Origin of the sequence: Streptomyces sp. NPDC057543 (assembly GCF_042801895.1) — a bacterium.
Lineage (GTDB): Bacteria > Actinomycetota > Actinomycetes > Streptomycetales > Streptomycetaceae > Streptomyces.
Genome location: NZ_JBHVFF010000099.1, coordinates 1 through 26134, shown reverse-complemented (window position 1 = coordinate 26134; position 26134 = coordinate 1). Strand labels below are relative to the sequence as shown.

Here is a 26134-nt window from a genome sequence, read left to right as displayed (position 1 = left end):
CCTCTGCCGCTTGCCCCTGATGTCACTCGAGATGGAAGACCTCTTCGGCGGGTGCCCACCACTCGCCGTCGCCGACGCTGTCCAGTGGCTGCTGGCAGGGGTCGGTACGGGCCCACCAGTCCCGGGTGACCGGGCACTCGGCGATGAGTGCGGTGTCGGCCGCGTAGTCCTCGCCGGTGTATTCGAGGTAGCTGAAGAGCAGGCCGTCACGCAGGAAGATCGAGTAGTTTCCGATGTTGGCGCGCTTGAGGGTGGCGAGGACCTCGGGCCAGGCCGCCGCGTGCAGGGCACGGTATTCCGTCTCGAGTTCCCCACGCAGGCGTATGACCGAGGCGTAGCGTTGCACGGGCATGGTGTGGCTCCTTTCCACGAGGCGCTGATGCGTTGAGATGTTGGATGCTGAGGAATCATCAAGGACTTGCCGGAGCTGCCCTGTTGGTTCGAGGGGAGGTCGTCACCAGCCCGGTTGGTCGAAGCCGATGCCGGGGGCTGTCGGTGCCCGCACCAGCCCGTCGGCACCGACCGCCGGCTCGCGCTGTACGGGGTTGGTGTACACGAGGGACTCGTAGTAGGTGGTGTTGGGTATCGCCATGCACAGGTGGGCGTTGACCACTCCGCTGCCGTGCACCTCGGCCCGCAGGTTGTAGCTCTCGGCCAGGTGTGCGATGCGCAGGGCTCCGGTGATCCCGCCTTTGAGTTGCGCGCTGGTGCGGACCCGACTGGCCGCGCCCGCCATGATGAAGTCGCCGGTGTTGAAATGCGCGCCGTCGGAGGTCTCCGCGACCAGCAGCGGAATGTCGACCTGTTCGGCCAGCCACCGGTGGGCGGTCACGCTGAACTCGCGCATCGGCTCCTCGTACCACAGGTAGTCCGCCTCGGACAGTGCGCGGCCGAGGTACACCGAGTCCGCGAGGTCGAACCCGGCCGACCCGTCGTACATGAGCGGGACGTCGTCACCGACGTGGGCCCGCAGCTTCTGACACAGGTCCGCGTCGGCTCGCGGGTCTCCCCACGCGTGCAGCTTGATGGCGGAGTAGCCGAGCTCCAGACACTGGTCGGCCACATCGAGGTACTCCTCGACGCTGCCGAAGGTGACCGTGCTCGCGTAGGCGGGGATGGCCTCGCGGTAGGGGCCGAGCAGCCGGTGGACCGGCTGCCCGGCCGCGAGGCCGGCCAGGTCCCACAGCGCTACGTCGACCAGGCCGAGCGCGTAGATTGGGAGCTCCTCTATGCGGTCCAGCTCCCACAGCCGATGCCACAGCAGCTCGCGCATCAACGGGTCGCGGCCGAGCAGGTCCTCACGTATACGGCGGTTCACCAGATCGGCGACGATCAGCCCACGTCTCGTGTGCGCCTCGCCCACCAAACCTTCGTCCGTGTGGACCCGCAGGATCCCGCCCACGACCGCCGGCTCCGAACCGGGCAGCCCTGCTCGCCACCGGAAGGGCGGCTGAGCGGGCAGATCGACCAGTTCCACAGTCACGTCGGTGATTCGCATGGATGTCCTTCATGGGTGGTGGTGTGGGGTGTGGGGGTGGAGGTGGTGGGGGGTGATGCGGTGTCGGATGAGCTGTTGGAATTGGTAGGTGGTCCGGTCGATGTGGTGGGCCATGAGGGTGTGCGCGTGCGTGTGCTCGCCGGTGGCGATGGCGTGGGCGATGGCTTCGTGCTGGGCGGCGGCGTCGCGCAGGGAGCCGCCCGCTAGGCCGGCCAGCCCTATGGCGGTGACCTGGTGTTGCAGGCGACGCAGGGTGTCGATGGTGGCGGTGAGGAAGGAGTTGTTGGTGGCGGTGGCGATCGCGGTGTGGAAGGTGTCGTCGGCGCTGCTGAAGGCGTCGATGTCGTCTTGCTGGGCGGCCCGGGTGGACTGGTGGGCGGCCGCGCGAACGGCTTTGACCTGGGCGGGGGTGGCGCGTTGGGCAGCCAGCCGGGCGGTGGTGGTTTCCAAATGGCGCCGGAATTCGAAGAGTTCGTCGACCTGGTGCAGGTCGGCGGGCAGGAAGTGGGTCAGGGAGTGCTGCCAGGAGGACTGGTCGGGCTGGGCGACGTAGATGCCGCGGCCCTTGTGCACGGACAGTCGGCCCAGCGCGGAGAGGATCTTCACCGCCTCGCGAACCACGGTCCGGCTCATCCCCACCCGGTCGGCCAGGTCCTGCTCGGTGGGCAGCCGGGCGCCGGGCTCCAGGCCGGCCAGGACGAGGTGCTCGAGGATGCGTTCGGCCGCGACCTCGTAGCCGGGACGGTAACCGGGCCCGTCGCCCGAGGGTGGCGGCGCGGGTGCGGTGCTGCGGGCTGCGCGGGTCAACGGCGCTCCCCTTTCACGTCGATCCACTTCTCCGTCGATCCATGTCACGGCGGTCCGGACGGCACGGCCGTCCAAGTCGGGCGTGAGGTCGCCGAGTGGCGCAGAGGCGCAGAGGCGCCTCATGGGCGATATGTTTCGGATACATTAGCCAATCCGGGGTCAGTGAATCACATTCAAACTCTTGACGCCAGGATTCGGTGAGCCCAGACTCGTTCCGACCCGCACCGACCGCCTCACATCACCTCTCACCGGGGCAACATCCTTCTCCCGCCCGGCCGCAGCACCCCTGAGGCCGTGGCTGCCCTGGCGGTCGGCGCCACCCCGACCCCCTCAGGATCAGGGCCAAACCCACCGTGCAACCGGATATGTTCCAGATCTATCATCCGGTCATCCTCGCCCTGCTGGGGTCGAAACCTTCTGAAAGGGCAAGCACCTTGGACGACATCAGGCTCGGCGTCATCGGCCTGGGTATTCGCAGCGACCTGGCCGACCTGGCCCACCAGCCCGGATCGGGCTCACGGGTGGCCGCCGCCTGCGACCGCGACCGACACTTGCTGGCGCGCGCCGAACAGCGATTCGGCACCCAGGTGCGGACCGCCGTGGATCACCACGAGCTGCTCGACACGGGACTCGACGGCGTGATGGTGCTGACTCCGGACGACACGCACGAGGAGATCGGCCTGGACTTCCTGGAGGCCGGTGTTCCGGTGTTCCTGGACAAACCGATGGCGATCACCACCAAGGGGTGTGATCGGCTGCTCGCGGCAGCTCACCGGCACCGGACCCCGCTGTACGTGGGCCACAACATGCGGCACATGCCGGTCGTGGTGGCCATGCGTGAACTGATCGTCAAGGGCGCGATCGGCGAGGTCAAGGCCGTCTGGTGCCGCCATTTCGTCGGCCACGGCGGGGACTTCTACTTCAAGGACTGGCACGCGGACCGACGTCGCACCACCGGCCTGCTGCTGCAGAAGGGCGCTCACGACATAGATGTCATCCACTGGCTGGCCGGCGGTTACACCCGGCGGGTGAACGCCATGGGCGGGCTGACGGTCTACGGGGGAATCGACTCACACCGCGACCGCAGCGGGGAGCGGATGACCGAGTGGCTCTCGACGGAGAACTGGCCACCGCTCAGCCAGACCGGTCTCCACCCGGTGGTGGACGTGGAGGACCTGAGCATGATGCAGATGCAGCTGGACAACGGAGTTTTCGCGAGCTACCAGCAGTGTCACTACACCCCCGACTACTGGCGCAACTACACGGTGATCGGCACCGAGGGGCGCCTGGAGAACTTCGGCGACTCGGAGGGAGCGGAGGTCCACGTGTGGAACCGCCGCTCCGACGGCCCCGTCGAGGCCGATCTGGTGGTGCCCGTGCACACGCCGACCGGCACGCACGGGGGCGCCGATCCCGTGCTGATCGCGGAATTCCTGCGGTTCGTACGGGACGGCGGAGCCACCGTCACCTCGCCCGTCGCGGCCCGCGAAGCGGTGGCCGCCGGCTACGCGGCCACTATGTCGCTGCGGGACGGCGGCCGGGCCGTCGAGGTCGAGGCCCCGGACCGGGAGGTGGCCGCGTACTTCGGGCACGGCCAGAGCTGATTCAGGCGGAAGCCGGCGGAATCCTGCCGGCCTTCGGGGACTCGTTTCAGGTGGCTCCGGTCCGGAAGGAATACGGACCGGAGCCACTTGGCAGTCCGAAGGTCAGTCGATCGGGCCCAGATCCGAGGCGTCGCAGAGCTCGATCCGCTCGCCCGGCCGGTGCAGTTCCAGGATCACGAGTTCATTTCGGCCGGCCCGCCACACCGGGGCGGGGGCGTACAGGGTGCGCTGAGGTCCGCGGTCCCAGTAACGGCCGAGGGCGAAGCCGTTCAGCCACACCTGGCCCTTGGACCAGCCCGGCAGGGCCAGGAAACCGTCGGCCGGTTCCGGGACCTCCAGCGTCGCACGGTGAAAGGCCGGGCCCTCGACCTGTTCGGCGGCCCCGAACCGCAAGCCTGCCAGATCGGTCAGCGGGAGGGGGCGGATCTCCCAGTCGAACTGGTACTGGCCGTCGATCCGGACGCCGCCGCTGATGCCCTTGCGATCCGCCAGCCAGGGGCCGTAGTTGATCCGTCCCATGTTCTCCACCAGCAGGTCGAGTTCGGCACCGGTCTCGGGGACGCTGATCGGCAGCGCGTCGAGCGGCCCGGTCCGCTCCAGGACGCCCAGCGGCACTCCGTCGAGGAACACCTGGGCCCGGTCCGCGAGGCCGTGCACGCGCAGGGTCGAGTCGGGGAAGGAGCCGCGGAGCCACGTGCGGTAGTGGATCAGCCCCAGTGACTGGCCCAGGGCCTCCATCGGTTCCGGTGAGAGCCGCTGCCGAGGTGTGGAGAGCACGTCGAGGCAGTCCGCCAGCGCCACCGCACCGTTCGGCCGCACCGTCTGCGGGGCGAGCCGGTCCGGTCTCGCGGGTATCGCGTACGGGATCGGGCCACGGTGCCGCTCGATCACCGCACGGAACGCGTGGAACTTCTCGGTCAGCTCTCCGGCCTCACCGACCGGAGCGTCATAGTCGTAACTGGTGCAGGTGGGCTGGTAGTCGGTCTCGCTGTGGTTGGCTCCGTTCCACCATCCGAAGTTCGTGCCGCCGTGGCCCATGTAGAGGTTGACCGAGGCGCCCTGAGCCAGCATCCAATCCAGCTCCGCGGCGGCCTCGTCCGCGTTCCGTACATGGTGGTGCTCGCCCCAGTGGTCGAACCAGCCGTGCCAGTACTCGGAGCACATCAGCGGGCCGGTCGACTGGTGGCGGCGCAAGGTCGCCAGTGACTCCTCGGGCTGTGAGCCGAAGGTCGCGGTCGCCAGGGTGCCGGGCAGCACACCCCCGCGCAGTACGCCGTCACTGGCTCCGTCGGCGGTGAACAGCGGGCAGTCCACGCCGCGTCGGATCAGGCCCTGCCGCAGATGATCGAGGTAGGGGGTGTCATGGCCGTAACTGCCGTACTCGTTCTCGACCTGGACGGCGACCACCGGCCCGCCCTGACTGGCGAGCAGCGGACGCAGGACGGGGATCAGCTGGTCGAACCAGGCATCCACGGCGGCCAGATAACGGTCGTCGGTGCGGCGCAGACGCATCCCGGGGTCGGCCAGCAGCCACGCGGGGAGTCCACCGAACTCCCACTCGGCGCAGATGTAGGGGCCGGGTCGCACGATCACGTCCAGGTCGAGCCGAGCGGCGGTGCGAATGAAGCGCGTGACATCGGCAGGACCGGAGAAGTGGGCCGGGCCCGGCGTCGGTTGATGCAGATTCCAGGCGATGTAGGTCTCGACGGTATTGACGCCCATGGCGCGCAGCCGCAGCAGCCGGTCCTCCCACAGTTCGGGGTGGACACGGAAGTAGTGGATGGCGGCGGAGACGATCTGGTGGGGTCGCCCGACGCGCAGGAAGCCGCGCTCGGTCACGGTCAGTTCAGCGGTGGGACGGGGAGGGGTCACAGCTGTTCCCAGGGGGTCGAGGGCGTGGATGGAGGAGGCCTCGTCGGGGGATCCGCTCTGCGCAATCCCCGGAAGAAGGCGGAAAGGGGCCCGGCCGACGTGCGCGAAGTGGTGTCGCCCGTACAGCGGGAAGCCGCTCAGCGTCGTGCCGCCGCCCGCTGGACGGTGGCCGGACCCGTTCCGGCCGGCGCGAGGCCGACCGTCTCGCAGACGGAGGTGTCGAGCCTGAACGTGGCGCCCGGGAGAGTTGCCAACGGCTCCCTTGTGGATGCCGACGGCGTAGTGCTCCACGGACCGCCCGGGCCGGCGTGTGTCGTGGCTGCTCCGTATCGCCCCGGCGAGTTGGAGGCCACGCCGGACCCGAGGGGCATGCGGGGCGAGGCCGGCGGCGTGCTGATGCGCCGCCGGTGATGAAGTGAGGATGGCACCGAGGTGAGACCTTTCTTCTCGTCCTTCATCCGGCTTCCTCCGGGTCCCGCACGTGCCGGGCCCGTGTCAGCGGGAGTCTCCGAGCGGCGCGGTACGGTCGCCCGGCTGACCGCACGCCCCGGCCAGGTAGGCCGCACCGAGCAGCGGGGCCTCATCCGGCCGGTGCGCCGGGGTGATGAGGACGCGTCGGTTGCGGACCGGATTGGCCTCGGTGAGCCCTGAGCGCAGGGGTTCGGCCAGGAGATCCCAGGCCCCCGCGATGGCGCCCCCGACCACCAGAACCGTCGGTTCGAAGGCGGCGAGCAGCGGCCCGAGCACCCTTCCCAGGGCACGGAACGTCTCGGTGAACACCTTCGCCGCGGTCCGGTCCCCCTGCCGTGCCCGCCGGGCGATCTCCCGGACGTCGGGCGGCGCCGCGCCGGTCGCCCGTGCGTAGGCCCGCCGCAGGGCACGCCGGGACACCGTCTCCTCCAGGGGTCCGCCCGCGTACCGCAGGGTGTGGACCCAGCCTTCGGGAGGGACCCCGGGGCCGTGCCGCAGTATCCGGCCGTCGCGCAGGAAGCAGGAGCCCACACCGGTCCCGAGCGTGATACCGGCGACGGTGCGATGCCCGCGCGCCGCCCCGGCCCACCACTCGCCGAGCACGAACGCGTCCGCGTCGTTGCAGAAGCTGAGCGCGGTGGCGCCGGGCAATGACGCCGTCAGGGCGGCCCGCAGATCGACCCCCCGCAGGGCGTCGAACTTGCCGACCCCTTCGAACCGCCCGATCCCGCGCTCGTAGTCGAACGGACCGGGCAGTGCCACGGCCCATGGGCCCGCGCCGAGGCCGGGCAGCCGGTCGGCGCAGCGGACGAGGGCCGACAGGATCTCCTCGGCACTGCCGTTGCTGTCCACCGCCTCACGGAACGAGCGGCCGGACCGGAGGCTGCGGGCGCGGATGTCGACACCGGCCGCGGTCACATGGGTGCCGCCGACCTCGAGGACCGAAACGGTGGCTTCGTCGGCGGGGCTCACCGCACCAGCGCCTTCACATAGCGCACCGGTCCCCCGCCGAGGGCCCGCACCCGGTAGGCGCCGACCGCGGCGGGCACGGTCAGTGTCTCGGCGTACGCCAGCACATGCCGGTGGCCGCCGCTGGTCTCCAGGAGGATTCCGTCGCCCTCCACGACGTTGAGGATGTGGAAGCGGTGGTCCGTGTCGTCGTCCGCGACGGTTTCCGGCGCCAGTGCGATCCGCCGGACCTCGAAGAACATCTCCGGGAGGCGGCCGATGACGTCCTCGTGCCAGCCGTCGCCCGAGCGCAGGGTGCGCGGCGTGGGGACCAGGTCCCTGGCCACGGCTTCCCCCGACCGGGCCGGGTCCAGATTTTCGAACGCGTGGCCGACGTGGACCGGCCGCTGCCTGCCTTCGCTGTCCTTGCGCAGCCAGTCGTAGAGGCGAAGGCTGTACAGGTACGGCGTCGCGCTGATCTCGAGTACGACATTGCCCTCGCCGCTGCCGTGCGGGGTGCCGCCCGGGATGAGGAAGATCTGGTGCGGATCGGCCGGGAAGGTCTGGACGTACTGTTCGATGTCGAACGGCACGCCGTCGTGGAACGCCCGGTCCGCCTCGTGTCGGAAGGCCGCGAGGTCGGCATCCTGGCGCAGCCCCAGGAACACCTGCCGGCCGGGCCCGCCGAGCATCATGTAGTAGGTCTCGTGCTGGGTGTACGGCCATCCGAAGACGCGGCGCATGTAGTCCGACTGCGGGTGGCAGTGCACGGAGAGGTTGCCGCCGCCGGCGGTGTCGAGATAGTCGAAGCGGATCGGGAACGAGGTGCCGAACCTCGCGTGCACCTCTTCGCCGAGGATCGCCTCGGGGTGCGAGGCGACCAGTGCCTGCAGGGGCACCTCGACCCGCGGACCTTCCGGCGCACCCACCAGAATCCCGCTCTCGGGAGCGATGAGCTCGTAGCCCAGCGCGGTGTTGGCCGCGTCCTGGTTGAAGCCGAGCTGCTCCTGGGCCCAATGTCCGCCCCAGGACGTGGTGTTGAAGGTGGGGCGGGTACGGAAGGGCCGCCCGGCCAGGTCTGCGAGGGCAGCGCGCAGGGCGGCGCCCTCCAGCCAGGCCGGAGACTGCGTGTCCTGGGTGTCCAGCCACAGGTCGACGCCGGAGACGAGGGTGTCGCGGTGCCGGTCAAGGACGGGCCAGTCGATGTAGAAGAGCCGACGGGTCGTGCCCGCCCCGGTACCGGGGGGCTGCCCCAGGTTGCGGCCGCTCCCGCCGGTGATCTGGGCCTCGGCGTACCGTTTGGGCAGGTCCGCGTACCAGAGCCGGTCGTGCGGCACCAGGGCCGCGCCCGGTCCGAAGACGACCGTGACGGTGTCGTCGGCGGCCTCGGGCTCCGGCAGCCCGGTGAAGAAGTCGGCGAGCCCGGCCCGGGACAGCGGGGCAAAGTCCGGGTCGTCCTCCAGTACCGCGGACGCGGTCAGGGCGAGGACGTCCGGCCAGGGCGCGAAGTGCTCGCGCAGGTCGGTCTGTTTGGTCGCGACGGCGCGAGCGGCCAGCGCCTCACAGATCCCGGCGGCAACCGCCTCCCAGTCCACGGCCATCGGGCCGTCGACGGCGAGGACAAGACCCGGAGCGAGCCCGGCGACCGCCTCCCGGTACCCGGCGCCCACCTCTGTGGAGATGCTGTAACACGGTTCGGCTTCGTAGCCGCGTACATCCGGCATGACGGTGTCGGCCTTTCTGTCTTTCGGTAGGGCTTGCTGATCGTGCGGCTCAGGCCGTTCCTGCGACCGGGCCGAGACGCGTGAGCGTCCCGACGCCGTCGACGCGGACGGTGGCGGGCAGGGGGACGTCGCGCCGACCGTGGAGGTCGGACCGATGTCGTAGAGGGCCGGGAGCGCACCGCACACGGCGTGACGCCGGGGCCAAGCGGCGCAGGCGCCGATCGCGCCTGGTCGGGACGGTCGCCCATCGGGAGACGGCCGGTGCAGAAGTCCGCCGTCTCCTGTCGGATCCGGTCCGGGAGGTCGCGATGCGGGGCCGCCGCGACCAGGCCGAAGTCCGGGCGGCGCACCTGCCGGCGGCCCGCTCGACCTCCGCATGGCGCTCCAGCCGCCGATACGGTTCGGTCCCGGCCTGGTGTCCGACGGCGGGATCGCGGCCGACGCGGCGATGAGGGCAGGCTCGCGGCCGGTTCCATGCCCACCCGATGTTTCGGAGCTACCGATCTCCATGGGTGGAATGTATCGGATCTATGGTCTTGACGTCACGGAGCGTCCCACAAATACTGAGCTTCACCTCGCGGTGGACATAAGTACCGGACCTCGGCGCCTTTGGAGACCGCAGCCCCGCCCCCGGCCTTCGAGGGCAGAGCCAGGCTCCTCAAGTTCAACTTGCCCAAGAATCTGAGTAATTACCAGTTCTTCGCAACGGGAAGGTGGACATAAATGCTTGCTAAGTTGATCGCGCGCTCCAGACGGCGGGCTGTACTCGGGGGTCTGTCCGCGGCCGCCCTGATCCTGACGGCGGCAGCGTGTGGAGGGGGCGGCGACGGCAAGGCCACTGGCGGCACCGTCCACCTGGAGTTCTGGGGCTGGGCCCCCGGCTACGACAAGTCGGCCGAGCTGTTCAATGCCACCCACAAGAACATCCAGGTCACCTTCAAGAAGCTGCCGTCCGGTGGTCAGGGCGGCTACGACAAGATGCTCTCGGCGGTGAAGGCGGGAAACGCCCCCTGCCTGGCGCAGATCGGCTTCGAGTCCATACCCACGTTCCTGCTCGAGGGCGCCCTGGAGGACGTCTCCCAGGAGGCCGGTGCCGCGAAGGACAAGTTCGTTCCGTGGACGTGGAACCAGGTCACCGTCGCGGGCAAGACCTACGGCATCCCGGTCGACACGGGCCCGATGGCCATGTACTACCGCAAGGACGTCTTCAAGAAGTACGGCATCGCGGTGCCGACGACCTGGGACGAGTACGCCAAGGCGGCCGAGAAGCTGCACAAGGCCGACCCCGAGGCCCACATCGTGAACCTGCGGGCGATCACCCTGTCCGGCCTGGCCTGGCAGAATGGCGCCAAGTGGTTCGGCACCGAGGGCAACGCGTGGCACGTCGGCGTCAATGACGACCAGTCCCGGCAACTCGCCGACTACTGGCAGAAGTTGGTGGACAAGAAGCTGGTGGTCACGGACCAGGGCTACAGCCCCGAGTGGTGGAGCGGCCTGCAGTCCGGCAAGGTGGCCACGGCGATCGGCGCGGTCTGGCTGAACCCGCTGATCGCCCAGAACGCCCCCAAGGCCAAGGGCAAGTTCGCCGTCGCCCCCATGCCGCAGTGGACGGCCGGGGAGAAGAAGTTCGGCAACGACGGCGGCGGCAGCACGGCCGTGCTCAAGGGCTGTCAGCACAAGGACGAGGCAGTCGAGTTCGCCACCTGGATGAGCACCAACCCTGACAGCCTCAAGAACCTGATCACGAAGACCGGCATCTACCCGGCCGCCACCGCCGGACTCAAGCTGCCCGCGGTGAACAAGGGCGTGGACTACTACGGCGGCCAGAACATCTACAAGGTGTTCGGCGAAGCCGCCCGGCACACGGACACGAACTGGCAGTGGGGTCCCACGCAGTCGCAGTTCGGTGTCGATCTGGACGAGGCGACCGCCGAGGCCTACGCCGGTTCCGGCACGCTGTTCGACGCGTTCAACAACGTACAGAAGAAGACGCTCGCGGCGATCAAGTCAAAGGGTGTGAAGGTCAGATGACCCGCGATGTGGATTCCCCGACGGTGCCGGTCCCGGACCGGCCGGCGCCGTCGGGCGATCGCGGTCGGGACCGGCTCGCCGGTCCCCCGGGCCGGGAGCAGCGGTCTTCGCGCGGCCGCTCCGGCAGCAAGCTCGCCGCCCGACGCAACCGCTCCGCCGCCGTGCTGCTCACCCCGTTCGGCGTTCTGTTCCTGGCTGTGTTCGTCATCCCGATCGGGTACGCCGTCCATCAGAGCCTGTTCCGGGTGGAGCGCTCCGGGCTCGGCTTCGGGGCGCCGCGCACCGTCTTCGCCGGCCTGGACAACTACACGCGGGTGCTCACCGACAGCGCGTTCCTCAAGGGTGTGGGCAGGGTCCTGGTCTTCGGCCTGATCCAGGTGCCGGTGATGCTGGGTCTCGCCCTGCTGCTCGCCCTGCTCCTCGACTCCCAAGTGGCACGGCTCAAGCGCTTCTTCCGCGTGGCGTACTTCCTGCCGTTCGCGATCCCCGGTGTGATCGCGGCAGTGCTGTGGGCCTTCCTCTACATGCCCGGCATCAGCCCGTTGAACGACGTCGGCAGGAGCATCGGACTCGACGTCGACTTCCTCTCCCGCGACATGATTCTCTTCTCGATCGGCAACATCGTGACCTGGTCCTGGACCGGCTACAACATGCTGATCATCTACACCTCGCTGCAGTCCGTCTCCAAGGAGCTGTTCGAGGCCGCCGAACTGGACGGATGCTCGGGGTTCCGGATCGCCTGGCACATCAAGGTACCGCTGGTGCGCCCGGCCCTCACCCTGACCGGCGTCTTCTCCATCATCGGCACGCTGCAGCTGTTCGGCGAACCGATGGTGCTGCGCCCCATGACCGCCGCGATCAGCAGCAACTACACCCCTGTGATGCTCTCCTACCAGGCCGCCTTCGGCCTCAACGACTACAACTTCGCCGCAGCTGTCGCGGTGGTCCTGGCCCTTGCCACGTTCGCCCTGTCCTACGGATTCCTGCGCCTGAGCACACGAGGATCGCGATGAGCGTGCAGCCCACAGCCCGACACCGCCGGTCCGACCCCGGGCGGGCGACGCTGCCCAGTCGCCGTCGCGGCACATCGGCCGCCCAACTGAGCACCAACGTGCTGCTGTTCGCGATCGCGGGCTACTTCCTGCTGCCGATCTGGTGGCTGATCGTCTCGGCGACGAAATCCAACGGCGACCTGTTCGGCAGCAACGGCTTCTGGTTCGCCTCGCACTTCCACCTCGCCGGCAACCTCACGAAGGTCTTCCGGCACAGCGACGGCATCTTCAGCCGCTGGCTCCTCAACAGCCTTCTGTACTGCGGAGTCGGGGCCCTGGTAGCCACCCTGTTTGCCGCGATGGCCGGATACGCCCTGGCTAAATATCCCTTCAAAGGCCGGGAGGGTGTCTTCGCCGTGATCCTCGGAGCGGTGCTGATCCCCCCGCCGTTGCTCGCCCTCCCGCTGTATCTGCTCGCCTCGTCGACCGACGTCGTCAACACGTACTGGTCGGTGCTGATCCCGAGCGCCGTCACCCCCTTCGGGGTCTACCTCGCCCGCGTCTACGCCGAAGCCTCCGTACCCGACGAACTCACCGACGCCGCCCGGGTCGACGGCGCGGGAGAACTCCGGATCTTCTTCACCATCGCCCTGCGGCTGATGTCGCCCGCGCTGGTCACCATCTGTCTCTTCCAGTTCGTGGGGATCTGGAACAACTTCTTCCTGCCACTGATGATGCTCGCCGACGACTCACGCTGGCCGCTCACCCTGGGGCTCTACTTCTGGAACAGTCAGCTTCGGGACCAGCCCTGGTACGACATCGTCGTCACCGGCTCCCTGGTGTCGGTGGTTCCTCTCTGCATCGCCTTTCTCGCCCTGCAGAGGTTCTGGCGTTCGGGACTGTCCGCCGGAAGCCTCAAGAGCTGACCGAGGGGACATTTCCGTGGTGATCAGCTGCCGGGTGTCGGCGTTGTGCGCATCGTAATTCCGGATCACTTATCCCCTTTCTGACCTACTGACGGGGCAGGCCGGTCGGGGGCTGGTGTGTACCCGCGCCCGGGCCGCCGCAGCGGGCCAGGGCCTGGACGTGGGGCCCCGTGGGTTCGCGGTCGACTCACGGGGATGTCTCGGTGCCCTGCTGCAGCAGGGCCCGTGCGGAGTCCGCGTAGCGCATCGCGGCCTTCTCGTCGAGCCCGAACACCTGGGTGAGGCGGTCTGGAACGCGTGGCCCGGCGCCGTGCCGGTGGCCGCATAGCATGGGGCCATGGACGAGATCGGCGGTGTCGAGGTCGTGGCCTTCGCGGACGGCGAGGCGTTCGACGGCTGGTTGGCGGCTCACCACGCACGGCACGACGGCGCGTGGGTCAAGGTCGCCAAAAGGGGCTCCGGGATCGCGTCCGTGACAGCCGACGAACTGGTCGACGCGGGGCTGTGCTGGGGCTGGATCTCGGGTCAGCGGCGGTCGCTCGACGCTTCGTACTACCTGCAGAAGTATGTGCCGCGGCGCCCGAAGAGCCTGTGGTCGCAAGTCAACGTCGACAAGGTCGCCGCGCTGGCGGCCGCGGGCCGGATGCGCGAGCCGGGCTTGGCGGAGGTACGCAAGGCGCAGGCGGACGGACGTTGGGCCGCCGCATACGCGCCGCAGTCGACGGCCGCAGTGCCCGACGAACTGGCGGCGGCGCTGGCAGCGGATACCCGGGCGACAAAAGCTTTCGGGGCACTCGACAAGACCGCGAAGTACTTGGTGCTTCTGCCCTTGCTCCAAGCCCGAACTCCCGAGGGGCGCCAAGCCGCGGTGGAGCGCGCGGTGCGGGCGTTGGCCGCCGACGGGTAGGCGCGGCGTCAGAGGCTCAGGCCAATTCAGGCGGTTCCGCCAGCGGCGTCGAGGCCCGGAATAGGGACGCCCGACGGGAAGCCGGCCGCAATGCAGGCGCGCAGTACGCCCGCCACTGGGGGTCGGTCCAGAGCGCCCTCGTACGCTTCGCTGCCCGGCCTCTCCCTGCTGCTCGCCGTGTCGGGGGCGCCGGGTGGCACTGGACGACCTCTCCGGGCCGGGTGTCGCCACGCTGGCGGCGGGTTCCTGACCGCTCGTCATCAGCTCCCGCTCCTCCCTCCTCCTGCTCCAATGCTCCCCTGCTCCCCTGCTCCCCTGCTCCCCTGCTCCCCTGCTCGAACAACCTTGTCGAACGGCGCTGTCAGTGGCGCGCGGTAGCTTCGGGGTTGTTCGAGATCACAGGGTGAGAGGGGTGAATTCGTGGGTGTCAGGCATGCGTTGAGCGTCGTCCTGGTCGACGTCAACGACGAGGTGGTGACGGCCTGGCGGTCCGCGTTCGCGGACACGCCGGAGGTCGAGATCAGGCGGGGTTCCCTTCTGGATGTGGATGCCGACGCCTGGGTCTCCCCCACCAACGAGCGTGGCCGAATGGACGGTGGGGTCGACGCCGTCGTCAAGCGGTACCTCGGTGCGGGCATCCAGGTGCGGGTGCAGCGGGCGATCCGCGACCGGTTCGGCGGACGACTGCCGGTGGGCAGTGCGGTGTGTGTCCCGTCCGGGGCGGACGTACCCCGGTACCTGATCTCGACGCCCACCATGCGCCAGTCGTCGCAGAACGTCAGCGACACGATGAACGTGGCCCTGGCCTGCGCGGCCGCCTTCCAGGCGGTGCATCTACAGAACCGGGCGAAGCCGGGCAGCATCCGGTCGGTGGCCCTCGTCGGGATGGGCGCGCAGACCGGGCAGGTGCCCGCGAAGGTGTGCGCCAACCTGATGTGGACGGGCTACACCCTCTTCCACGACCACGGTTTCGCGGACTACGACGAGTTGCGGGCCGCCGTACTGGGGCAGCTCGACGACATCGAGGGAGCGGGGTCCGCACGGCGGGTCCGGATCAACGTGCCGCAGCGGCCTTCCTTTCGTCACTGACCCGAAGACCTCACAGGCCGGTGCCGCCCAGGGCGCGGACACCGGCGACGACCCTGCCGCATCTGTTCAGCATGCCGGGGCGCCCGTGGAGGCGTCCGGTTCGAGTATCGGGAGTTCCACCCTCGTGAGTGATGTCGACATGACGGCCGCGGGCGATGCCGGGTCCCCGGCCGGGGACCCGCTGGGACTGGCCGGCCTGTTCACCGGTGGCGGCGAGCCGTGGCTGCCGCTGCTCGGACCGGTGATCGAGGCGCAGCCGGGAGCCGCCGACTTCATCGGCCCGAAGCGCAGCCCGGAGGTGGTTCCGGTGCGCGAGCTGACGTTCCAGGCGTTGAAGCCGCATCCGCCGGAGAAGTGGAAGGTGGTCGTCTTCGGACAGAACCCCTACCCGCGGGCGGAGAGCGCGACCGGCATCGCGATGTTCGACAACACCTTCAACGACTGGAAGGACAGCCAGTTCGGCCGGGTCGTCAGCATCCGCTGCCTCATCAAGGCGGCCGCGATGTGGAAGTACGGCATCGTCAAGAAGACCCCGATCGCCGACGTCCGCGCCCTGCTGAAGAAGGAGGACACGGTTCAGCCGCCCGAGTGGTTCCAGGCGATGCTCACCCAGGGTGTGCTGCTGCTGAACGCGTCCCTCACGGCGAGCGCGGACGGGGCGATGGCGACCGATCGGCACACGTCGTTCTGGCGCCCCGTGGCCGAGCAGATCGTCGAGGAGATCCTCCGGGCGAAGCAGGACGCGGTCGAGGAGGACGACCGGGGGGTGGTGTTCGCCTGGTGGGGCGCGCACGCCCGGAGTCTGAAGAGGGTCGTCCAGCGGCTGGAGAAGAAGTACCCGGGGGTGCAGGTCCGTCACCTGGACCACGCCAATCCGGCCGCGCAGGGGGATCTGTTCTGCGAGGGCGACCACTTCGCCCAGGTGAACGACGCCCTGGCGGCGGTAGGGGCCGAGCCGGTCGACTGGCTGCCGCGGAAGGGCTGGGACCAGGGGACGGGCGGGGCCGACGGGCCGGAGGACGGTGGTGTCGCGCAGCGGATGGGGGCGTTCAACGCGTCCACGATGGAGTTGCACCAGCTGTATCTGGAGCGGCTCACCAGCGTCAAGGACGAGGGCCTCGTCCTGCCGCCCGTCACCGGGGTGTTCGGCACGCCACTGATGGACTTCCGGAAGGCCGTCGAGCCGGTCTCGCGGGTGCTCGCGCAACTGGATCGGCATATCGATCTGTCGAGACGTTTCGGGGAGACGAAGGCCGCGGAGGCGGCGTCCGCGGGCGCGCTGTGCGGGGAGGCCGTGGGCGCCTTGTCGGCCGACGCGATCTCGGCCCTCTACCTGTACACGTGCGAGTCGGGCTTCTACCGCGAGATCAACGCCGTGCTGCGCTCGTCGGACCGCGAGCGCGTGGTGCCGTACCTGCCGTACCTGCGGTTGCTGTTCTCGGCGATGGAGGCGTTGCCGGCGCAGACGCGGCCGCTGTGGCGTGGTGTGGCGCTGGATCTGCGGTCCCAGTACCCGCTGGGGCGGACGGTGACGTGGTGGGGCGTGTCGTCGTGCACGTCCGAGCTGGGTGTGGCCCGCGCGTTCCTCGGCGGGCGTGGCCGGCGGACGCTGTTCGAGGTGACGCCCGCGCGGGCCGTGGGGATCCGGCGGTTCTCCGCGTTCACGGGTGAGGAGGAGTACATCCTCGCGCCGGGGACGCAGCTGAAGGTGACGGAGGTGAAGGCCGAGCGTGGGGGTCTGTGCACCGTGCGGCTGACCGAGCTGGAGGGGGCCGGCCTGGTGTCGTGACGTCCCAGGGCCGGGCAAACGAGCGCCCCGTGGCGGCCCATTCGCATCCGGGTCACGGTCAGCGTCCCATGCCGGCCGGACCCGGCCTGGCACTCCACCACCAGGTCCGTTTCCACCCGCGTGTAGATCTCGCCCCCGGCCTGCCGCACGCCCATCACCATGGCGCCGCCCAGCGCCTCGCAGACTCGTACCGCGAGGACGGACGTCAGCCTCGCCGATACACGGGCGGGGCCGCCCTCGTCCCCGACCGCCAGGACCAGATGGTGCGGTCTGTGCCGGGGCCCGTGCACCCGACCACCAGGGCGTCCCTGGTGTCCGCGTGCCGGACCTTCACCCACCCCCTACGCCCCGCCGGATGACTGGCATTGCCCCGCTTCGCGACAATCCCCTCGCTCCCCTGCTCCCGCAGACCGTCGTACCGGACCGAGGCCGCCTCCCCCTCCTCGGTCGCGGGCACGGCCTGGATCGGCGGTCCGGCATCAGCCAGCAGTTCCAGCAGGTGGGCGCGGCGCTTCGTGCAAGGCAGGCTCCGGCAGTCCCCGATCGCAGGGTCTGGGTGCTGCAGGAAATCCCAGCAGGCGTGCGAGGCAGGGTGCCGGGCGGCAAGGGCACGGGCCCGGGGAACCGATGACGCGGCCCGTGACTGCGCGGCCGCAAAGTCGAGGCGGCCATCCCGCCAGATCGCCGCCTCACCGTCAGGGACCGTGCCAGGGCTCAAGACCATGGCGGCGACGGCCAGGTCCATCCAGTGCTGGGTGACGCCCTGCCGGACCGGGCGTACAGCACGACAGTGCCGTCGGTGCGATGCAGCACGGTCCGGTGACCGTCGTGCTCCAGACTGAGCCATGTCTCATGAGGCAACTGCGCGCATCTTCCGTCGGGGTTCAGTCCTAGCCCGGGTGTGGCCAGGGAAGCCCTGGGTCTCGGGGCCTGCGCCGAGCAAAAGATTCGACAGCTATCGCTGTCAGGATCCGGCAGCGGAGATGTGGCGAGCCAACTCGGCGGCCAGGCGTCGCATGACGGTGCGGTTGGCGCGCCGCATCGTGGCCCGGACTGCGGGCGCCAGCAGGCGGTCGGCGAGAGGGGCGCGCACCCACGTGTACGTGAACGAGACGTGGCTCCCGCCGGTCTGCAGCGGTTCGATGGCGTAGGTGCCGTGAGCCAGGCGTCGCCCAGCCGCGCTGATGTTGCGTTCGACGATGCGCCGCGGCGCGTCGACCTCGACGACCTCGATGGTCACGTCGGTCTTCGTGCCACCCAATGCGGCGGTGGCCGTGACGCACGATCCGATACCGCGGCCGGGGCCGCTGTAGTGCCAGTCGGTCAGGTAGTGGTTGGTGAATCGCTCGTGGTGAGCCATGACATCGAGGAAGTCGTATACCTGCTCGGGCGTGTGCGGAACATCGATTGACACGGTGACAGGCCTCATGTACCACACGGTACATAGGCCATGTACCAATGGGTACACTCGCGACGTGGTGAATACGGACGACTCGCATCCCGAGGGCGAGGCCGCGCACGTCACGGATGGGGACCGGCGCGCTCAACTTTTGCACGCGGCCGTCGACCACGTCGCGGCACACGGCATTGCCGACCTGAGCCTGCGCCGCCTCGGTGCCGCGATCGGCGTCAGTCACCGCATGCTGATCCACTACTTCGGCTCCAAGGAGCAGCTGCTCATCGAGATCGTCCGGACCTCGGAGCAGCGCCAGCGTGAGCTGCTGTCCAGGCTCCGTACGGAGCCCGGTCTCTTGCCCGCTGATGTCGCGCGACTCCTCTGGCAGCAGCTGACGGACCCTCGGCTGGCCGGTCAGGAGCGGCTTTTCTTCGAGATCTGCGGGCAGGCGCTGCGGGGCCGCCCCGAGGCCGCCCCGATCCTGAAAGGGCTCGTGGCGGACTGGCTGGAACCACTGGTGGCCGCCGAGGTCGCCGCTGGAGCGGACCCTGCTGCGGCCCGGAACCGCGCGAGGCTGGGACTTGCCACCGTCCGCGGTCTGCTGCTCGACCTGCTCGCCACCGGCGACCGCGCGGGCGTTGACGCGGCGATGGGGGAGTTTCTGCGGCTGTACTACGGCTCGGAGTGACGGAGTCACCGATCAGGCCAACCAACTGGCCGGGACGATGTAGCACCGTTCGAACAGCGGTCGCCGAGGTAGGCCCTCGGTACTGGTGAGCTCGCCTGTTCAACTGTCGCCAGTTCGCTGTGATGTCCAGCCGGATGGTGACCGTGGGTGGTCGCCATCCGGCCGTGTACGGGCTCCAGGTTCCTCCGACCTCGGTGACGAGCCGGGTGGCGGCCTTGTCGTGGTATCCCAGGCCCAGGACGACGACGGATGCCGGGGTTCGGAGGACGAGTTGGCGGATTGCTGAGGCCCCGTGGCGCGGCGCGGACCGCCGCCAGGAAACCGGCCTCACCGACTTCCAGGCACGACATGGCCTGAGCGTCCTACACGAAGCCCTTCCGGGAATGAAAGCCACCGATGCGGTGTACTCCTACGACCCGGACGGGCATGTGTACCGCACGGCGTACCTGCCGGAAGTGGCCGAGGCGTACGAGATCACGCGTCTCGGCGCGGAGGCAATCCGGAGCTACCGGGTGCTGACCGGCGCCGTGCTCCCGCACGCCAGGCAGTCCCGGACCACGCAGCTGCGTGGGCTGAAAGTCCCGGCCGTGGAAGAGGTTGCGCTCCGGCTGAAGGAGCTGTTGTTCCCGTCAAACGCGGACGTCGCGGTGCTGTCGGTGGACGTGAGTATCGAGAAGGTGCGTGTCGATGCGCAATGCACCGCGGACGGCGCCGCTTGCCCGGGATGCGGAGCCTGGTCGACTCGGGTTCACAGCTCCTACCTGCGCTTTCCCGCCGACGTACCGAGCGCCGGACGAATCGTCGTACCCCAGCTCCGGTCGGCGGTTCCGGTGCTGGAACGCCCCGTCTCCGCGCCGGACCTTCGTGGAGCAGATGCCCGGCCTGACTCGCAGGTATGGCCAGCGCACCGAGCAGCTGCGTTCGACCCTTGCCGCGGTCGGCCTCGCCCTAGCCGGCCGGGCCGGGGCCCGGCCGGCTGCAGTCCTCGGCGTGCCCGTAAGCCGGAGCACCGTCTTGCATCTGGTCAACGCGCTGCCTGAGGCCGGAAGAGAAATTGTCAATACCTGTGGATCACGCGCTCTATAGACTCGCCGGGTGATCAACGACCTTCTCTGCCTCACCGTCCTGGGGTGTGCGACGCCCTATGCGAGCGTGGACAACCCGTGCTCCGGCTATCTGGTGTCCAGCGGCGAGACTCGGGTCTGGGTGGACGCGGGCAGCGGGACGTTGGCGCAGCTGCAGCGGCACGTGCGGCTCGATGAGGTAGACGCGATCTGGATCTCACACCTGCATGCCGATCACAGCGCGGACCTGCTCACCGCCTATTACGCGGCGCTCTTCGCGGACATTCAGCTTGCCGCGCCAATCCCTCTGTACGGGCCGCCGGGCATCGCTGACCGGCTGGCCCACTTCCTGACCAACAACTCGACGCGCAGCCCGGTCGAGTCCGCCTTCGCCGTCCATGAGCTGTATGACGGGCATCAGGCGCGCGTCGGTGCACTCACTGTGACCAGTCGTGCAGTGGAGCATGGCATCCCGGCTTTCGCTGTGCGCATCGAGGCCGCGGGCCGATCGCTGGTCTACTCCGGGGACACAGCACCATGCGTGAACCTCACGCGGCTGGCCGACGGGTGCGATGTGTTGCTGTGCGAGGCCGAGAGCGCCCAGGCACCGCCCGAGGGCGATCAGGTGCACCACACGCCCGAAGACACCGGCGACACCGCCAGCACGGCCCGGGCAGGCCGGTTGATCGTCACCCACGTCGGCCGTTTCCTCACCCCGCAGCAGGCAGTGGCACGCGCCTCGGCCCGATTCAACGGTCCCGTCGACTATGCCGCGCCCGCTGCCACCTTCTCGATCGGCTAGGACTTGTCCGGTCGATCATGTGACTGGTCCGAGCCTTGGTCGTTGATGTGGTCATGGGGCGGGGAGATCTGACAGATGTCGAGTGGCACGGCTGCGGCCGTTCCTGCCGGCCAGTAACAGGCGTTGTGGCCGGTGGCGGGATCACCGGCAGGTGATCGACGGGATTCTGCACCGGGTGCGGACCGGTGTGCAGTGGCGTGACCTGCCCGAACGGTTCGGCCCGTGGAAGACGGTCTATGAACGCCACCGGCTGTGGTCGGCCGACGGGACCTGGGAACCCCTGCTCCAGCAGGCCCAGGCCGCGGTCGAGGAGACAGGCGAGATCGACTGGGACATCTCGGTCGACTCCACCATCGTGCGGGCGCATCAGCACGCGGTCGGCTCCCGCACCGATCCGCCGCCGGCGCCCGCTTCAAAGAGGGCCGAAGAGGTGGAACACCAGGACGAAACCGCTTGGCAGAGTCTTCACGCCCGCCTGGTGGAGGTGGTGCGGGAGGCGAGGGCCTGGGCCGCTCGCGCGGCGGGTTCACCACCAAGCTCCACCTGAGCGCGGACGGACGCTGCCGCCCGCTGTCCCTGATCATCACACCAGGTCAGCGGGCCGACTGCACCCGGTTCCAACCGGTCCTGGAGAAGATCCGCGTTCCTCGCCTGGGTCCGGGCCGGCCTCGCAGGAAACCGGACAGCCTCTCGGCCGACAAGGCATACGGCAACGGGCCCTGCCGCCAGTACCTGCGACGGCGCGGCATCCGGCACACCATCCCGGAGAAGGCCGAAAGCCAGGCCGCCGCCTGCGCAAAGGCTCACGCGGCTCTTCAGTGGCACTTCGACCAGGATGTCCTGGCAGCCGAGGGCGCGGTGGACGGCTGGTGGGCGCTGCTGACGAGCATCCCGGCCGAGCAGGCCGAGCCGAACCAGCGCTCGACCTGGTTCATCCAGGAAGAGCCGGTCGGGGTGAAGTGGACGTGGAAGCGGGGGTGCTTACCCAGCCACGTCTTGATCTCGGCGGTGTTGTGGGTGGCGTAATTGTCACAGACCAGGTGGACGTCGAGTCCGGTGGGCACGGCCTTGTCGATCCGGATCAGGAACTTCTTGAACTCGATGGCGCGGTGACGGCGGTGCAGTTCCGATATGACGGTGCCGTCGGCGATGTCGAAGGCGGCGAACAGGCTGGTGATCCCGTGCCGGCAGTAGTCGTGGGTGCGGCGTTCGGGCATGCCCTGCATCATCGGCAGTACCGGCTGCGAGCGGTCCAGTGCCTGGATCTGGCTCTTTTCATCGACGCAGAGAACCACCGCCTTCTGCGGCGGATGATGGTAGAGGCCGACGATGTCGACGACCTTGGCGACGAACTGCGGGTCGGCGGACAGTTTGAGGGAGTCCCGAAGGTGGGGCTTGAGGTCGAACTTCTTCCAGATCCGCCCGACGGTCGATTTCGACAGCCCACTGTGCTTCGCCGACACCTCCCCAGGACCGAAGCACAGCAAGACGTCATCCATCACACCGCCCGTTACATCTGGTGCCAACTATCCCTCTTTTGTGCCAACTGAAAATCCTCGTCACAGCCGCTCACCGCCGTACGCGCGGCATCCCCAGGCCGATCCACGAGATGATTTCCCGTTGGATCTCATTGTTGCCGCCGCCGAAGGTGAAGATGACGGCGGACCGGTATCCGCGTTCGAGTTCGCCGTGGAGTACGGCGCCCGCCGATCCCTCCTTGAGCGGTCCGGCCGAGCCGACGACCTCCATCAGCCAGGCGTAGGCGTCGCGGCGGGCCTCGGAACCGTAGACCTTGACGGCGGAGGCGTCCTGCGGGGTGAGGGTTCCCTTCTGGACCGCGGACACCATCTGCCAGTTGAGGAGCTTCATGGCGTCGAGCCTGGTGTGGGTGCGGGCCAGGAGGGCGCGGACCCAGCCGAGGTCGATGACGCGGCGGCCGTCGGCGAGTGCGGTGTCCGCCGCCCAGCGCTGGACGTTGTGGAGGGCGCGGACGGCCATGGTGCCGTGGGCGGCGAGGGTGACGCGTTCATGGTTGAGCTGATTGGTGATCAGCCGCCAGCCCTTGTTCTCGTCGCCGACGCGGCGCGAGACGGGGACGCGGATGTTCTCGTAGTAGCTGGCGGTGGTGTCGTGCGAGGCGAGGGTGTTGATCAGGGTGCAGGAGTAGCCGGGGTCTCCAGTCGGGACGAGCAGGATGGTGATGCCCTTGTGCGGGGGCGCGTCCGGGTCGGTGCGGACGGCGAGCCAGACCCAGTCCGCGGTGTCGCCGTTGGTGGTCCAGATCTTCTGCCCGTTCACGACGTAGTAGTCGCCGTCGCGTACTGCGCGGGTCTTGAGCGCGGCGAGGTCCGTGCCCGCGTCGGGTTCGCTGTAGCCGATCGCGAAGTCGATCTCGCCTGCGAGGACCTTCGGCAGGAAGTAGGCCTTCTGTTCCTCGGTGCCGAACTGCATGATCGTCGGACCGACGGTGTTGAGGGACATCAGCGGCAGCGGTACGCCTGCCTGGGCAGCCTCGTCGAAGAAGATGAACTGTTCCATCGGGGACAGTCCGCGGCCGCCGTACTCCGTCGGCCAGCCGACGCCGAGCCAGCCGTCGGTGCCCAGGCGCCGGATCGTCTCCCGGTAGAAGCGTTTCTGTACGGCGGGGTCGGCGTGGCGTGCGTAGGCGTTGTCGGGGACCAGTCCGGCGAAGTACGTACGCAGTTCGGCGCGCAACTGCTGCTGTTCAGGCGTGTATTCGAGGTGCACGGCCCCTCCAGGAGTCTCGCGGTCGCGTCGCCCGTGTGCGGCGGCGCACACAGTAGAACGTGTTGCATGAATCCGGAAGGGCCGGGGCGCACCCCGGCGGGCGTCAGCGCTTGACTGCGCGCAGGACGACGAACTTCGGGTTGCCCGCGACCGTGGTGCAGTTGCCGAAGGTCCGGCGCAGCTGGGTGTGGTAGCCGAGGTGCCGGTTTCCGACGACCCACAGCTCACCGCCCTGCCGCAGTGCGGCGCGCGCCGTGTGGAACATGGTGCGGGCCGTCGCGTCGGTGGTGGCCTGGTGGGAGTGGAACGGCGGATTGTTGAGGATCAGGTCCACACTGGCGGGCGGCAGCTGTGTCAGCCCGTCGCCGACCACGAACTCGGCTGTGGCGTCCGGGCCGGTGTTGGCCCGGAAGGTCTCCTCGGCGGAGGCGACCGCCTGGTACGACTCGTCGACGAACGTGACCGTCGCTTCGGGGTTGGCGAGCGCGGCGGACAGTCCGACGACGCCGTTTCCGCAGCCGAGGTCGACGACCCGGTCGGGGCCGGTGCGCGCGGGGAGATGGCCGAGGAAGAAGCGGGTGCCGATGTCGAGGCGCTCGGCGCAGAAGATCCCGGCGTGGTTGGTGACGGTCCGACCGGAGACCGGACCGACGTCCTCGGGCAGGTCGTAGCGGTACGGCCAGGGGCTGGGCGTACGGGGCAGGGCCGGGTCCGGGGTGCAGAAGATGAGCCGGGCCTTCTTGACCGCGAGGGAGGTGCGGGTCGGGCCGATGATCCGCTCGAAGAGCTTGAGGGTGGAGGTGTGGATCTCCTTGACCATGCCGGTGCCGATGACGACGGTGCCCGCGTGGACGGCCGGCGCGAGCCGGTGGAGCTGGTCCTCCAGAAGCGCGAGGCTCTTGGGGACGCGTACCAGCAGGACGTCGATCCGGTCCGGCGGGGTGTCCCTGGCCGACAGGAGACGTACGGCCTCCGCGGCCACACCGTTGCGCTCCAGGTTCGCGAGGGTTGCGCGCTGTGCCAGGAAGGAGTCGGTGATCTGTACGGGGCGGTGCGCGGCCAGCACCGTGCTCAGGGCGCCCCAGCGGTCGCCCACCACGACCACGGCGCCCGACAGGGCGACCGGTTCCGACCCGTCGCTCCCCTCCAGCCGCCGCAGCAGATACTCATCGGCAGCGTCCCAGGCGCGGAACTGGTCGCGCGGACCCTCGGGGAAGCGGGCCAGGTCGTACCCGGCCCCTGACGTCGTCAAACGGTTCATTGTGCACCCAGGCTAGCCGAGCCGCGGGGAGCGCCCACACACTCCTCACTCCCCGCGCCGCCCGGACCGCCTGGCCACGGTCTACGGCAGTGCCTTGTCTATCGCGGACCGGCCCTCCTGGGCGAGCCTGCGCTCCGCCCACTGAAGATTCTTCGGGGTCAGGTCCCGCCCGGAGGCGAGTACCAGGTCCTCTGCCGACGGATGGTCGCTCCCGCCGGTGTGCAAGAGGCTGTCGGGAGTCACTCCCCGCAGCGCGGGAGTGACTCCCGGGGCTGCGGATACGGATTCGGGCTCGTCACTCATGCCGCCTCCTCGTCCTTTCGGTCATTCTCGCCCCGCGCCCGGTCCGCCGCATCCGATGCCTCGGCGATCCGCTCCCGGCGCCACGGACCAACCCTCACTTGACCTGCACATGATAAATACACAGCGTTCACACCAGGGTCACGGTGCGTGTGGAAGGCTCCCGCTGACCACTTACCACACGACCACCGCGGCGCCGCCCCCACCCTGCGACGGCTTCGTGGTGCCCGCATTTTCGGAGAGGACACCCCACATGTCCCGTCGTCACCTGCACTACCGGCGCCCCTTGCTGGCGACCCTTGCCGCGTTCGCGGTACTCGCCGGCACCGCGGCCGCCGCACCGGCCGCCACCCCCCGGGCAGCCGCACCCGAGGCCGCGCCGATCGCCGCGACACCCCTCCGGACCCTCGACGACACGTACTACGAGGACGCGCTCGGCAAGTCCGGAACCGCGCTCAAGAGCGCGCTGCACACGATCATCAGCAACCAGACCAGGATCTCCTACAGCCAGGTCTGGGACGCCCTCAAGGACACGGACGAGGACCCCGCCAACCCCTCGAACGTGATCCTCCTCTACACCGGGCGCTCCGAACCCAAGAGCGACAACGGCGGCTCGGTCGGCCAGTGGAACCGCGAACACGTCTGGGCCAAGTCCCACGGCGACTTCGGCACCGCCACCGGCCCCGGCACCGACATCCACCACCTGCGCCCGGCGGATGTCACCGTCAATTCCATTCGCGGCAACAAGGACTTCGACAACGGCGGCAGCGCGGTCAGCGGCGCACCGGGCAACTACACCGACAGTGACTCCTTCGAACCGCGCGACGCGGTCAAGGGCGATGTGGCCCGCATGATCCTGTACATGGCGGTGCGCTACGAGGGCGACGACGCCTTCCCCGACCTCGAACCCAACGACAAGGTGTCCAACGGTTCCGCACCGTACATCGGGCGCCTCTCGGTGCTGAAGGCATGGAGCCAGGAGGACCCGCCGGACAGCTTCGAGAAGCGGCGCAACGACGTCATATTCGACAAGTACCAGCACAACCGGAACCCGTTCATCGATCACCCGGAATGGGTCGAGTCGATCTGGTAGAAAGACTCGGCCGCGAGCAGGCCCCTCCCCCGCCGTGTCAGCCGGCCGGGCCGCTCGCGCACCAGGTCACGGCCTCCTCACGGGAGGCGAACGCCCGAAGGGCCGTGAGCTCGCCCTGTTCCCC

Annotated in this window: 24 protein-coding genes and 2 pseudogenes; 13 read left to right on the top strand and 13 right to left on the bottom strand. The window is 69.1% G+C overall.

All coding sequences use genetic code 11. The annotated features are described in order from the left end of the window. Positions 1-22: 22 nt before the first annotated feature. From ACFU8Q_RS18495 to ACFU8Q_RS18485, 3 genes are all read right to left on the bottom strand, one after another. Positions 23-352, bottom strand: coding sequence for an L-rhamnose mutarotase (locus ACFU8Q_RS18495; protein WP_384454724.1), 330 nt, complete (start codon positions 350-352; stop codon positions 23-25). A gap of 102 nt (positions 353-454) precedes the next feature. Next, positions 455-1498: an enolase C-terminal domain-like protein gene (locus ACFU8Q_RS18490; protein WP_384454721.1), complete on the bottom strand. Its 1044-nt coding sequence runs from the start codon at positions 1496-1498 to the stop codon at positions 455-457. 9 nt (positions 1499-1507) lie between these two features. Continuing rightward, the gene (locus ACFU8Q_RS18485) at positions 1508-2305 is read right to left on the bottom strand and encodes a FadR/GntR family transcriptional regulator (protein WP_384454718.1); all 798 of its coding nucleotides are present in this window, start codon (positions 2303-2305) and stop codon (positions 1508-1510) included. A 434-nt stretch (positions 2306-2739) separates the two neighbouring features. Here ACFU8Q_RS18485 and ACFU8Q_RS18480 point away from each other — a divergent pair, with 434 nt between their 5' ends. After that, positions 2740-3909 (top strand): Gfo/Idh/MocA family protein, encoded by a 1170-nt coding sequence (locus tag ACFU8Q_RS18480; protein ID WP_384454715.1) that lies wholly within the window; start codon positions 2740-2742, stop codon positions 3907-3909. A gap of 102 nt (positions 3910-4011) precedes the next feature. On the opposite strand, the gene ACFU8Q_RS18475 is transcribed toward ACFU8Q_RS18480, so the two are convergent. From ACFU8Q_RS18475 to ACFU8Q_RS18465, 3 genes are all read right to left on the bottom strand, one after another. Then, positions 4012-5781, bottom strand: coding sequence for a beta-galactosidase family protein (locus ACFU8Q_RS18475; protein WP_384454712.1), 1770 nt, complete (start codon positions 5779-5781; stop codon positions 4012-4014). 495 nt (positions 5782-6276) lie between these two features. Next, positions 6277-7224 carry an ROK family protein gene (locus tag ACFU8Q_RS18470; RefSeq protein WP_384454710.1) on the bottom strand — a complete coding sequence of 316 codons (948 nt, stop codon included), beginning with the start codon at positions 7222-7224 and terminating at the stop codon, positions 6277-6279. Next, positions 7221-8924 (bottom strand): class I mannose-6-phosphate isomerase, encoded by a 1704-nt coding sequence (locus ACFU8Q_RS18465; RefSeq protein WP_384454707.1) that lies wholly within the window; start codon positions 8922-8924, stop codon positions 7221-7223. Before ACFU8Q_RS18465 ends, ACFU8Q_RS18470 begins: the two co-directional genes overlap by 4 nt. 723 nt (positions 8925-9647) lie before the next feature. Here ACFU8Q_RS18465 and ACFU8Q_RS18460 point away from each other — a divergent pair. From ACFU8Q_RS18460 to ACFU8Q_RS18450, 3 genes are read left to right on the top strand one after another with little or no spacing between them, the layout of a single operon-like run. Then, positions 9648-10955 (top strand): ABC transporter substrate-binding protein, encoded by a 1308-nt coding sequence (locus ACFU8Q_RS18460; RefSeq protein ID WP_384454704.1) that lies wholly within the window; start codon positions 9648-9650, stop codon positions 10953-10955. Then, the gene (locus ACFU8Q_RS18455; RefSeq protein ID WP_384454701.1) at positions 10952-11968 is read left to right on the top strand and encodes a carbohydrate ABC transporter permease; all 1017 of its coding nucleotides are present in this window, start codon (positions 10952-10954) and stop codon (positions 11966-11968) included. Before ACFU8Q_RS18460 ends, ACFU8Q_RS18455 begins: the two co-directional genes overlap by 4 nt. Continuing rightward, positions 11965-12873 carry a carbohydrate ABC transporter permease gene (locus ACFU8Q_RS18450; RefSeq protein ID WP_384454698.1) on the top strand — a complete coding sequence of 303 codons (909 nt, stop codon included), beginning with the start codon at positions 11965-11967 and terminating at the stop codon, positions 12871-12873. The genes ACFU8Q_RS18455 and ACFU8Q_RS18450 overlap by 4 nt, the downstream gene beginning before the upstream one ends. A gap of 187 nt (positions 12874-13060) precedes the next feature. Here ACFU8Q_RS18450 and ACFU8Q_RS18445 read toward each other — a convergent pair whose 3' ends face one another. Continuing rightward, positions 13061-13204 (bottom strand): hypothetical protein, encoded by a 144-nt coding sequence (locus ACFU8Q_RS18445; RefSeq protein ID WP_384454695.1) that lies wholly within the window; start codon positions 13202-13204, stop codon positions 13061-13063. 6 nt (positions 13205-13210) lie between these two features. Here ACFU8Q_RS18445 and ACFU8Q_RS18440 point away from each other — a divergent pair, with 6 nt between their 5' ends. From ACFU8Q_RS18440 to ACFU8Q_RS18425, 4 genes are all read left to right on the top strand, one after another. Continuing rightward, complete coding sequence (locus ACFU8Q_RS18440; RefSeq protein ID WP_384454693.1) at positions 13211-13780, top strand: YdeI family protein; 570 nt, start codon at positions 13211-13213, stop codon at positions 13778-13780. 420 nt (positions 13781-14200) lie between these two features. Then, positions 14201-14869, top strand: coding sequence for a macro domain-containing protein (locus tag ACFU8Q_RS18435; protein ID WP_351197848.1), 669 nt, complete (start codon positions 14201-14203; stop codon positions 14867-14869). 124 nt (positions 14870-14993) lie between these two features. Next, a complete protein-coding gene (locus tag ACFU8Q_RS18430) occupies positions 14994-16658 on the top strand; it encodes an ADP-ribosyltransferase domain-containing protein (protein ID WP_384454689.1) in 1665 nt (554 codons plus the stop codon). Between the two features lie 68 nt (positions 16659-16726). Next, positions 16727-17017 (top strand): hypothetical protein, encoded by a 291-nt coding sequence (locus tag ACFU8Q_RS18425; RefSeq protein ID WP_384454727.1) that lies wholly within the window; start codon positions 16727-16729, stop codon positions 17015-17017. A gap of 26 nt (positions 17018-17043) precedes the next feature. Here the strand turns inward: ACFU8Q_RS18425 and ACFU8Q_RS18420 are convergent. Both ACFU8Q_RS18420 and ACFU8Q_RS18415 read right to left on the bottom strand, forming a co-directional pair. Continuing rightward, positions 17044-17382, bottom strand: a pseudogene (locus ACFU8Q_RS18420) (hypothetical protein); the annotation flags it as partial. Positions 17383-17622: 240 nt separating this feature from the next. Next, positions 17623-18087 carry an SRPBCC family protein gene (locus tag ACFU8Q_RS18415; RefSeq protein ID WP_384454686.1) on the bottom strand — a complete coding sequence of 155 codons (465 nt, stop codon included), beginning with the start codon at positions 18085-18087 and terminating at the stop codon, positions 17623-17625. 46 nt (positions 18088-18133) lie between these two features. Here ACFU8Q_RS18415 and ACFU8Q_RS18410 point away from each other — a divergent pair, with 46 nt between their 5' ends. The 4 genes from ACFU8Q_RS18410 to ACFU8Q_RS18395 all read left to right on the top strand — a co-directional run bounded on the left by ACFU8Q_RS18410 (position 18134) and on the right by ACFU8Q_RS18395 (position 21634). Further along, positions 18134-18742: a TetR/AcrR family transcriptional regulator gene (locus tag ACFU8Q_RS18410; protein ID WP_384454683.1), complete on the top strand. Its 609-nt coding sequence runs from the start codon at positions 18134-18136 to the stop codon at positions 18740-18742. Positions 18743-19837: 1095 nt separating this feature from the next. Next, entirely contained in the window at positions 19838-20608 is a 771-nt protein-coding gene (locus ACFU8Q_RS18405; protein ID WP_384454680.1) for an MBL fold metallo-hydrolase, read from the top strand. A gap of 82 nt (positions 20609-20690) precedes the next feature. Continuing rightward, positions 20691-21155 (top strand): IS5 family transposase, encoded by a 465-nt coding sequence (locus ACFU8Q_RS18400; protein ID WP_384454677.1) that lies wholly within the window; start codon positions 20691-20693, stop codon positions 21153-21155. Beyond that, positions 21062-21634, top strand: coding sequence for a transposase (locus tag ACFU8Q_RS18395; RefSeq protein ID WP_384454674.1), 573 nt, complete (start codon positions 21062-21064; stop codon positions 21632-21634). Before ACFU8Q_RS18400 ends, ACFU8Q_RS18395 begins: the two co-directional genes overlap by 94 nt. On the opposite strand, the pseudogene ACFU8Q_RS18390 reads toward ACFU8Q_RS18395, so the two are convergent. From ACFU8Q_RS18390 to ACFU8Q_RS18375, 4 genes and pseudogenes are all read right to left on the bottom strand, one after another. Continuing rightward, a pseudogene (locus ACFU8Q_RS18390) lies at positions 21520-22065 on the bottom strand (IS630 family transposase); the annotation flags it as partial. The gene ACFU8Q_RS18395 and the pseudogene ACFU8Q_RS18390 overlap by 115 nt on opposite strands. Positions 22066-22177: 112 nt before the next feature. After that, positions 22178-23356, bottom strand: a complete 1179-nt coding sequence (locus tag ACFU8Q_RS18385; protein WP_384454671.1) for an acyl-CoA dehydrogenase family protein — start codon at positions 23354-23356, stop codon at positions 22178-22180. 103 nt (positions 23357-23459) lie between these two features. Further along, a complete protein-coding gene (locus ACFU8Q_RS18380; RefSeq protein WP_384454669.1) occupies positions 23460-24617 on the bottom strand; it encodes a methyltransferase in 1158 nt (385 codons plus the stop codon). A gap of 81 nt (positions 24618-24698) precedes the next feature. Next, a complete protein-coding gene (locus ACFU8Q_RS18375) occupies positions 24699-24920 on the bottom strand; it encodes a hypothetical protein (protein ID WP_384454666.1) in 222 nt (73 codons plus the stop codon). A gap of 250 nt (positions 24921-25170) precedes the next feature. Between ACFU8Q_RS18375 and ACFU8Q_RS18370 the strand changes: the two genes are divergently transcribed. After that, entirely contained in the window at positions 25171-26010 is an 840-nt protein-coding gene (locus ACFU8Q_RS18370) for an endonuclease I family protein (protein ID WP_384454663.1), read from the top strand. Positions 26011-26134: the final 124 nt, after the last annotated feature.

What these genes read in the sequence shown, in the direction of transcription:
- ACFU8Q_RS18370 (WP_384454663.1), top strand. Translation starts at nt 25,171, where the DNA reads ATGTCCCGTCGTCACCTGCACTACCGGCGCCCCTTGCTGGCGACCCTT.
- ACFU8Q_RS18455 (WP_384454701.1), top strand. Translation starts at nt 10,952, where the DNA reads ATGACCCGCGATGTGGATTCCCCGACGGTGCCGGTCCCGGACCGGCCG.
- ACFU8Q_RS18490 (WP_384454721.1), bottom strand. Translation starts at nt 1,498, where the DNA reads ATGCGAATCACCGACGTGACTGTGGAACTGGTCGATCTGCCCGCTCAG.
- ACFU8Q_RS18465 (WP_384454707.1), bottom strand. Translation starts at nt 8,924, where the DNA reads ATGCCGGATGTACGCGGCTACGAAGCCGAACCGTGTTACAGCATCTCC.
- ACFU8Q_RS18440 (WP_384454693.1), top strand. Translation starts at nt 13,211, where the DNA reads ATGGACGAGATCGGCGGTGTCGAGGTCGTGGCCTTCGCGGACGGCGAG.
- ACFU8Q_RS18445 (WP_384454695.1), bottom strand. Translation starts at nt 13,204, where the DNA reads ATGCTATGCGGCCACCGGCACGGCGCCGGGCCACGCGTTCCAGACCGC.
- ACFU8Q_RS18380 (WP_384454669.1), bottom strand. Translation starts at nt 24,617, where the DNA reads ATGAACCGTTTGACGACGTCAGGGGCCGGGTACGACCTGGCCCGCTTC.
- ACFU8Q_RS18415 (WP_384454686.1), bottom strand. Translation starts at nt 18,087, where the DNA reads ATGAGGCCTGTCACCGTGTCAATCGATGTTCCGCACACGCCCGAGCAG.
- ACFU8Q_RS18450 (WP_384454698.1), top strand. Translation starts at nt 11,965, where the DNA reads ATGAGCGTGCAGCCCACAGCCCGACACCGCCGGTCCGACCCCGGGCGG.
- ACFU8Q_RS18425 (WP_384454727.1), top strand. Translation starts at nt 16,727, where the DNA reads ATGCCGGCCGGACCCGGCCTGGCACTCCACCACCAGGTCCGTTTCCAC.
- ACFU8Q_RS18495 (WP_384454724.1), bottom strand. Translation starts at nt 352, where the DNA reads ATGCCCGTGCAACGCTACGCCTCGGTCATACGCCTGCGTGGGGAACTC.
- ACFU8Q_RS18460 (WP_384454704.1), top strand. Translation starts at nt 9,648, where the DNA reads ATGCTTGCTAAGTTGATCGCGCGCTCCAGACGGCGGGCTGTACTCGGG.
- ACFU8Q_RS18375 (WP_384454666.1), bottom strand. Translation starts at nt 24,920, where the DNA reads ATGAGTGACGAGCCCGAATCCGTATCCGCAGCCCCGGGAGTCACTCCC.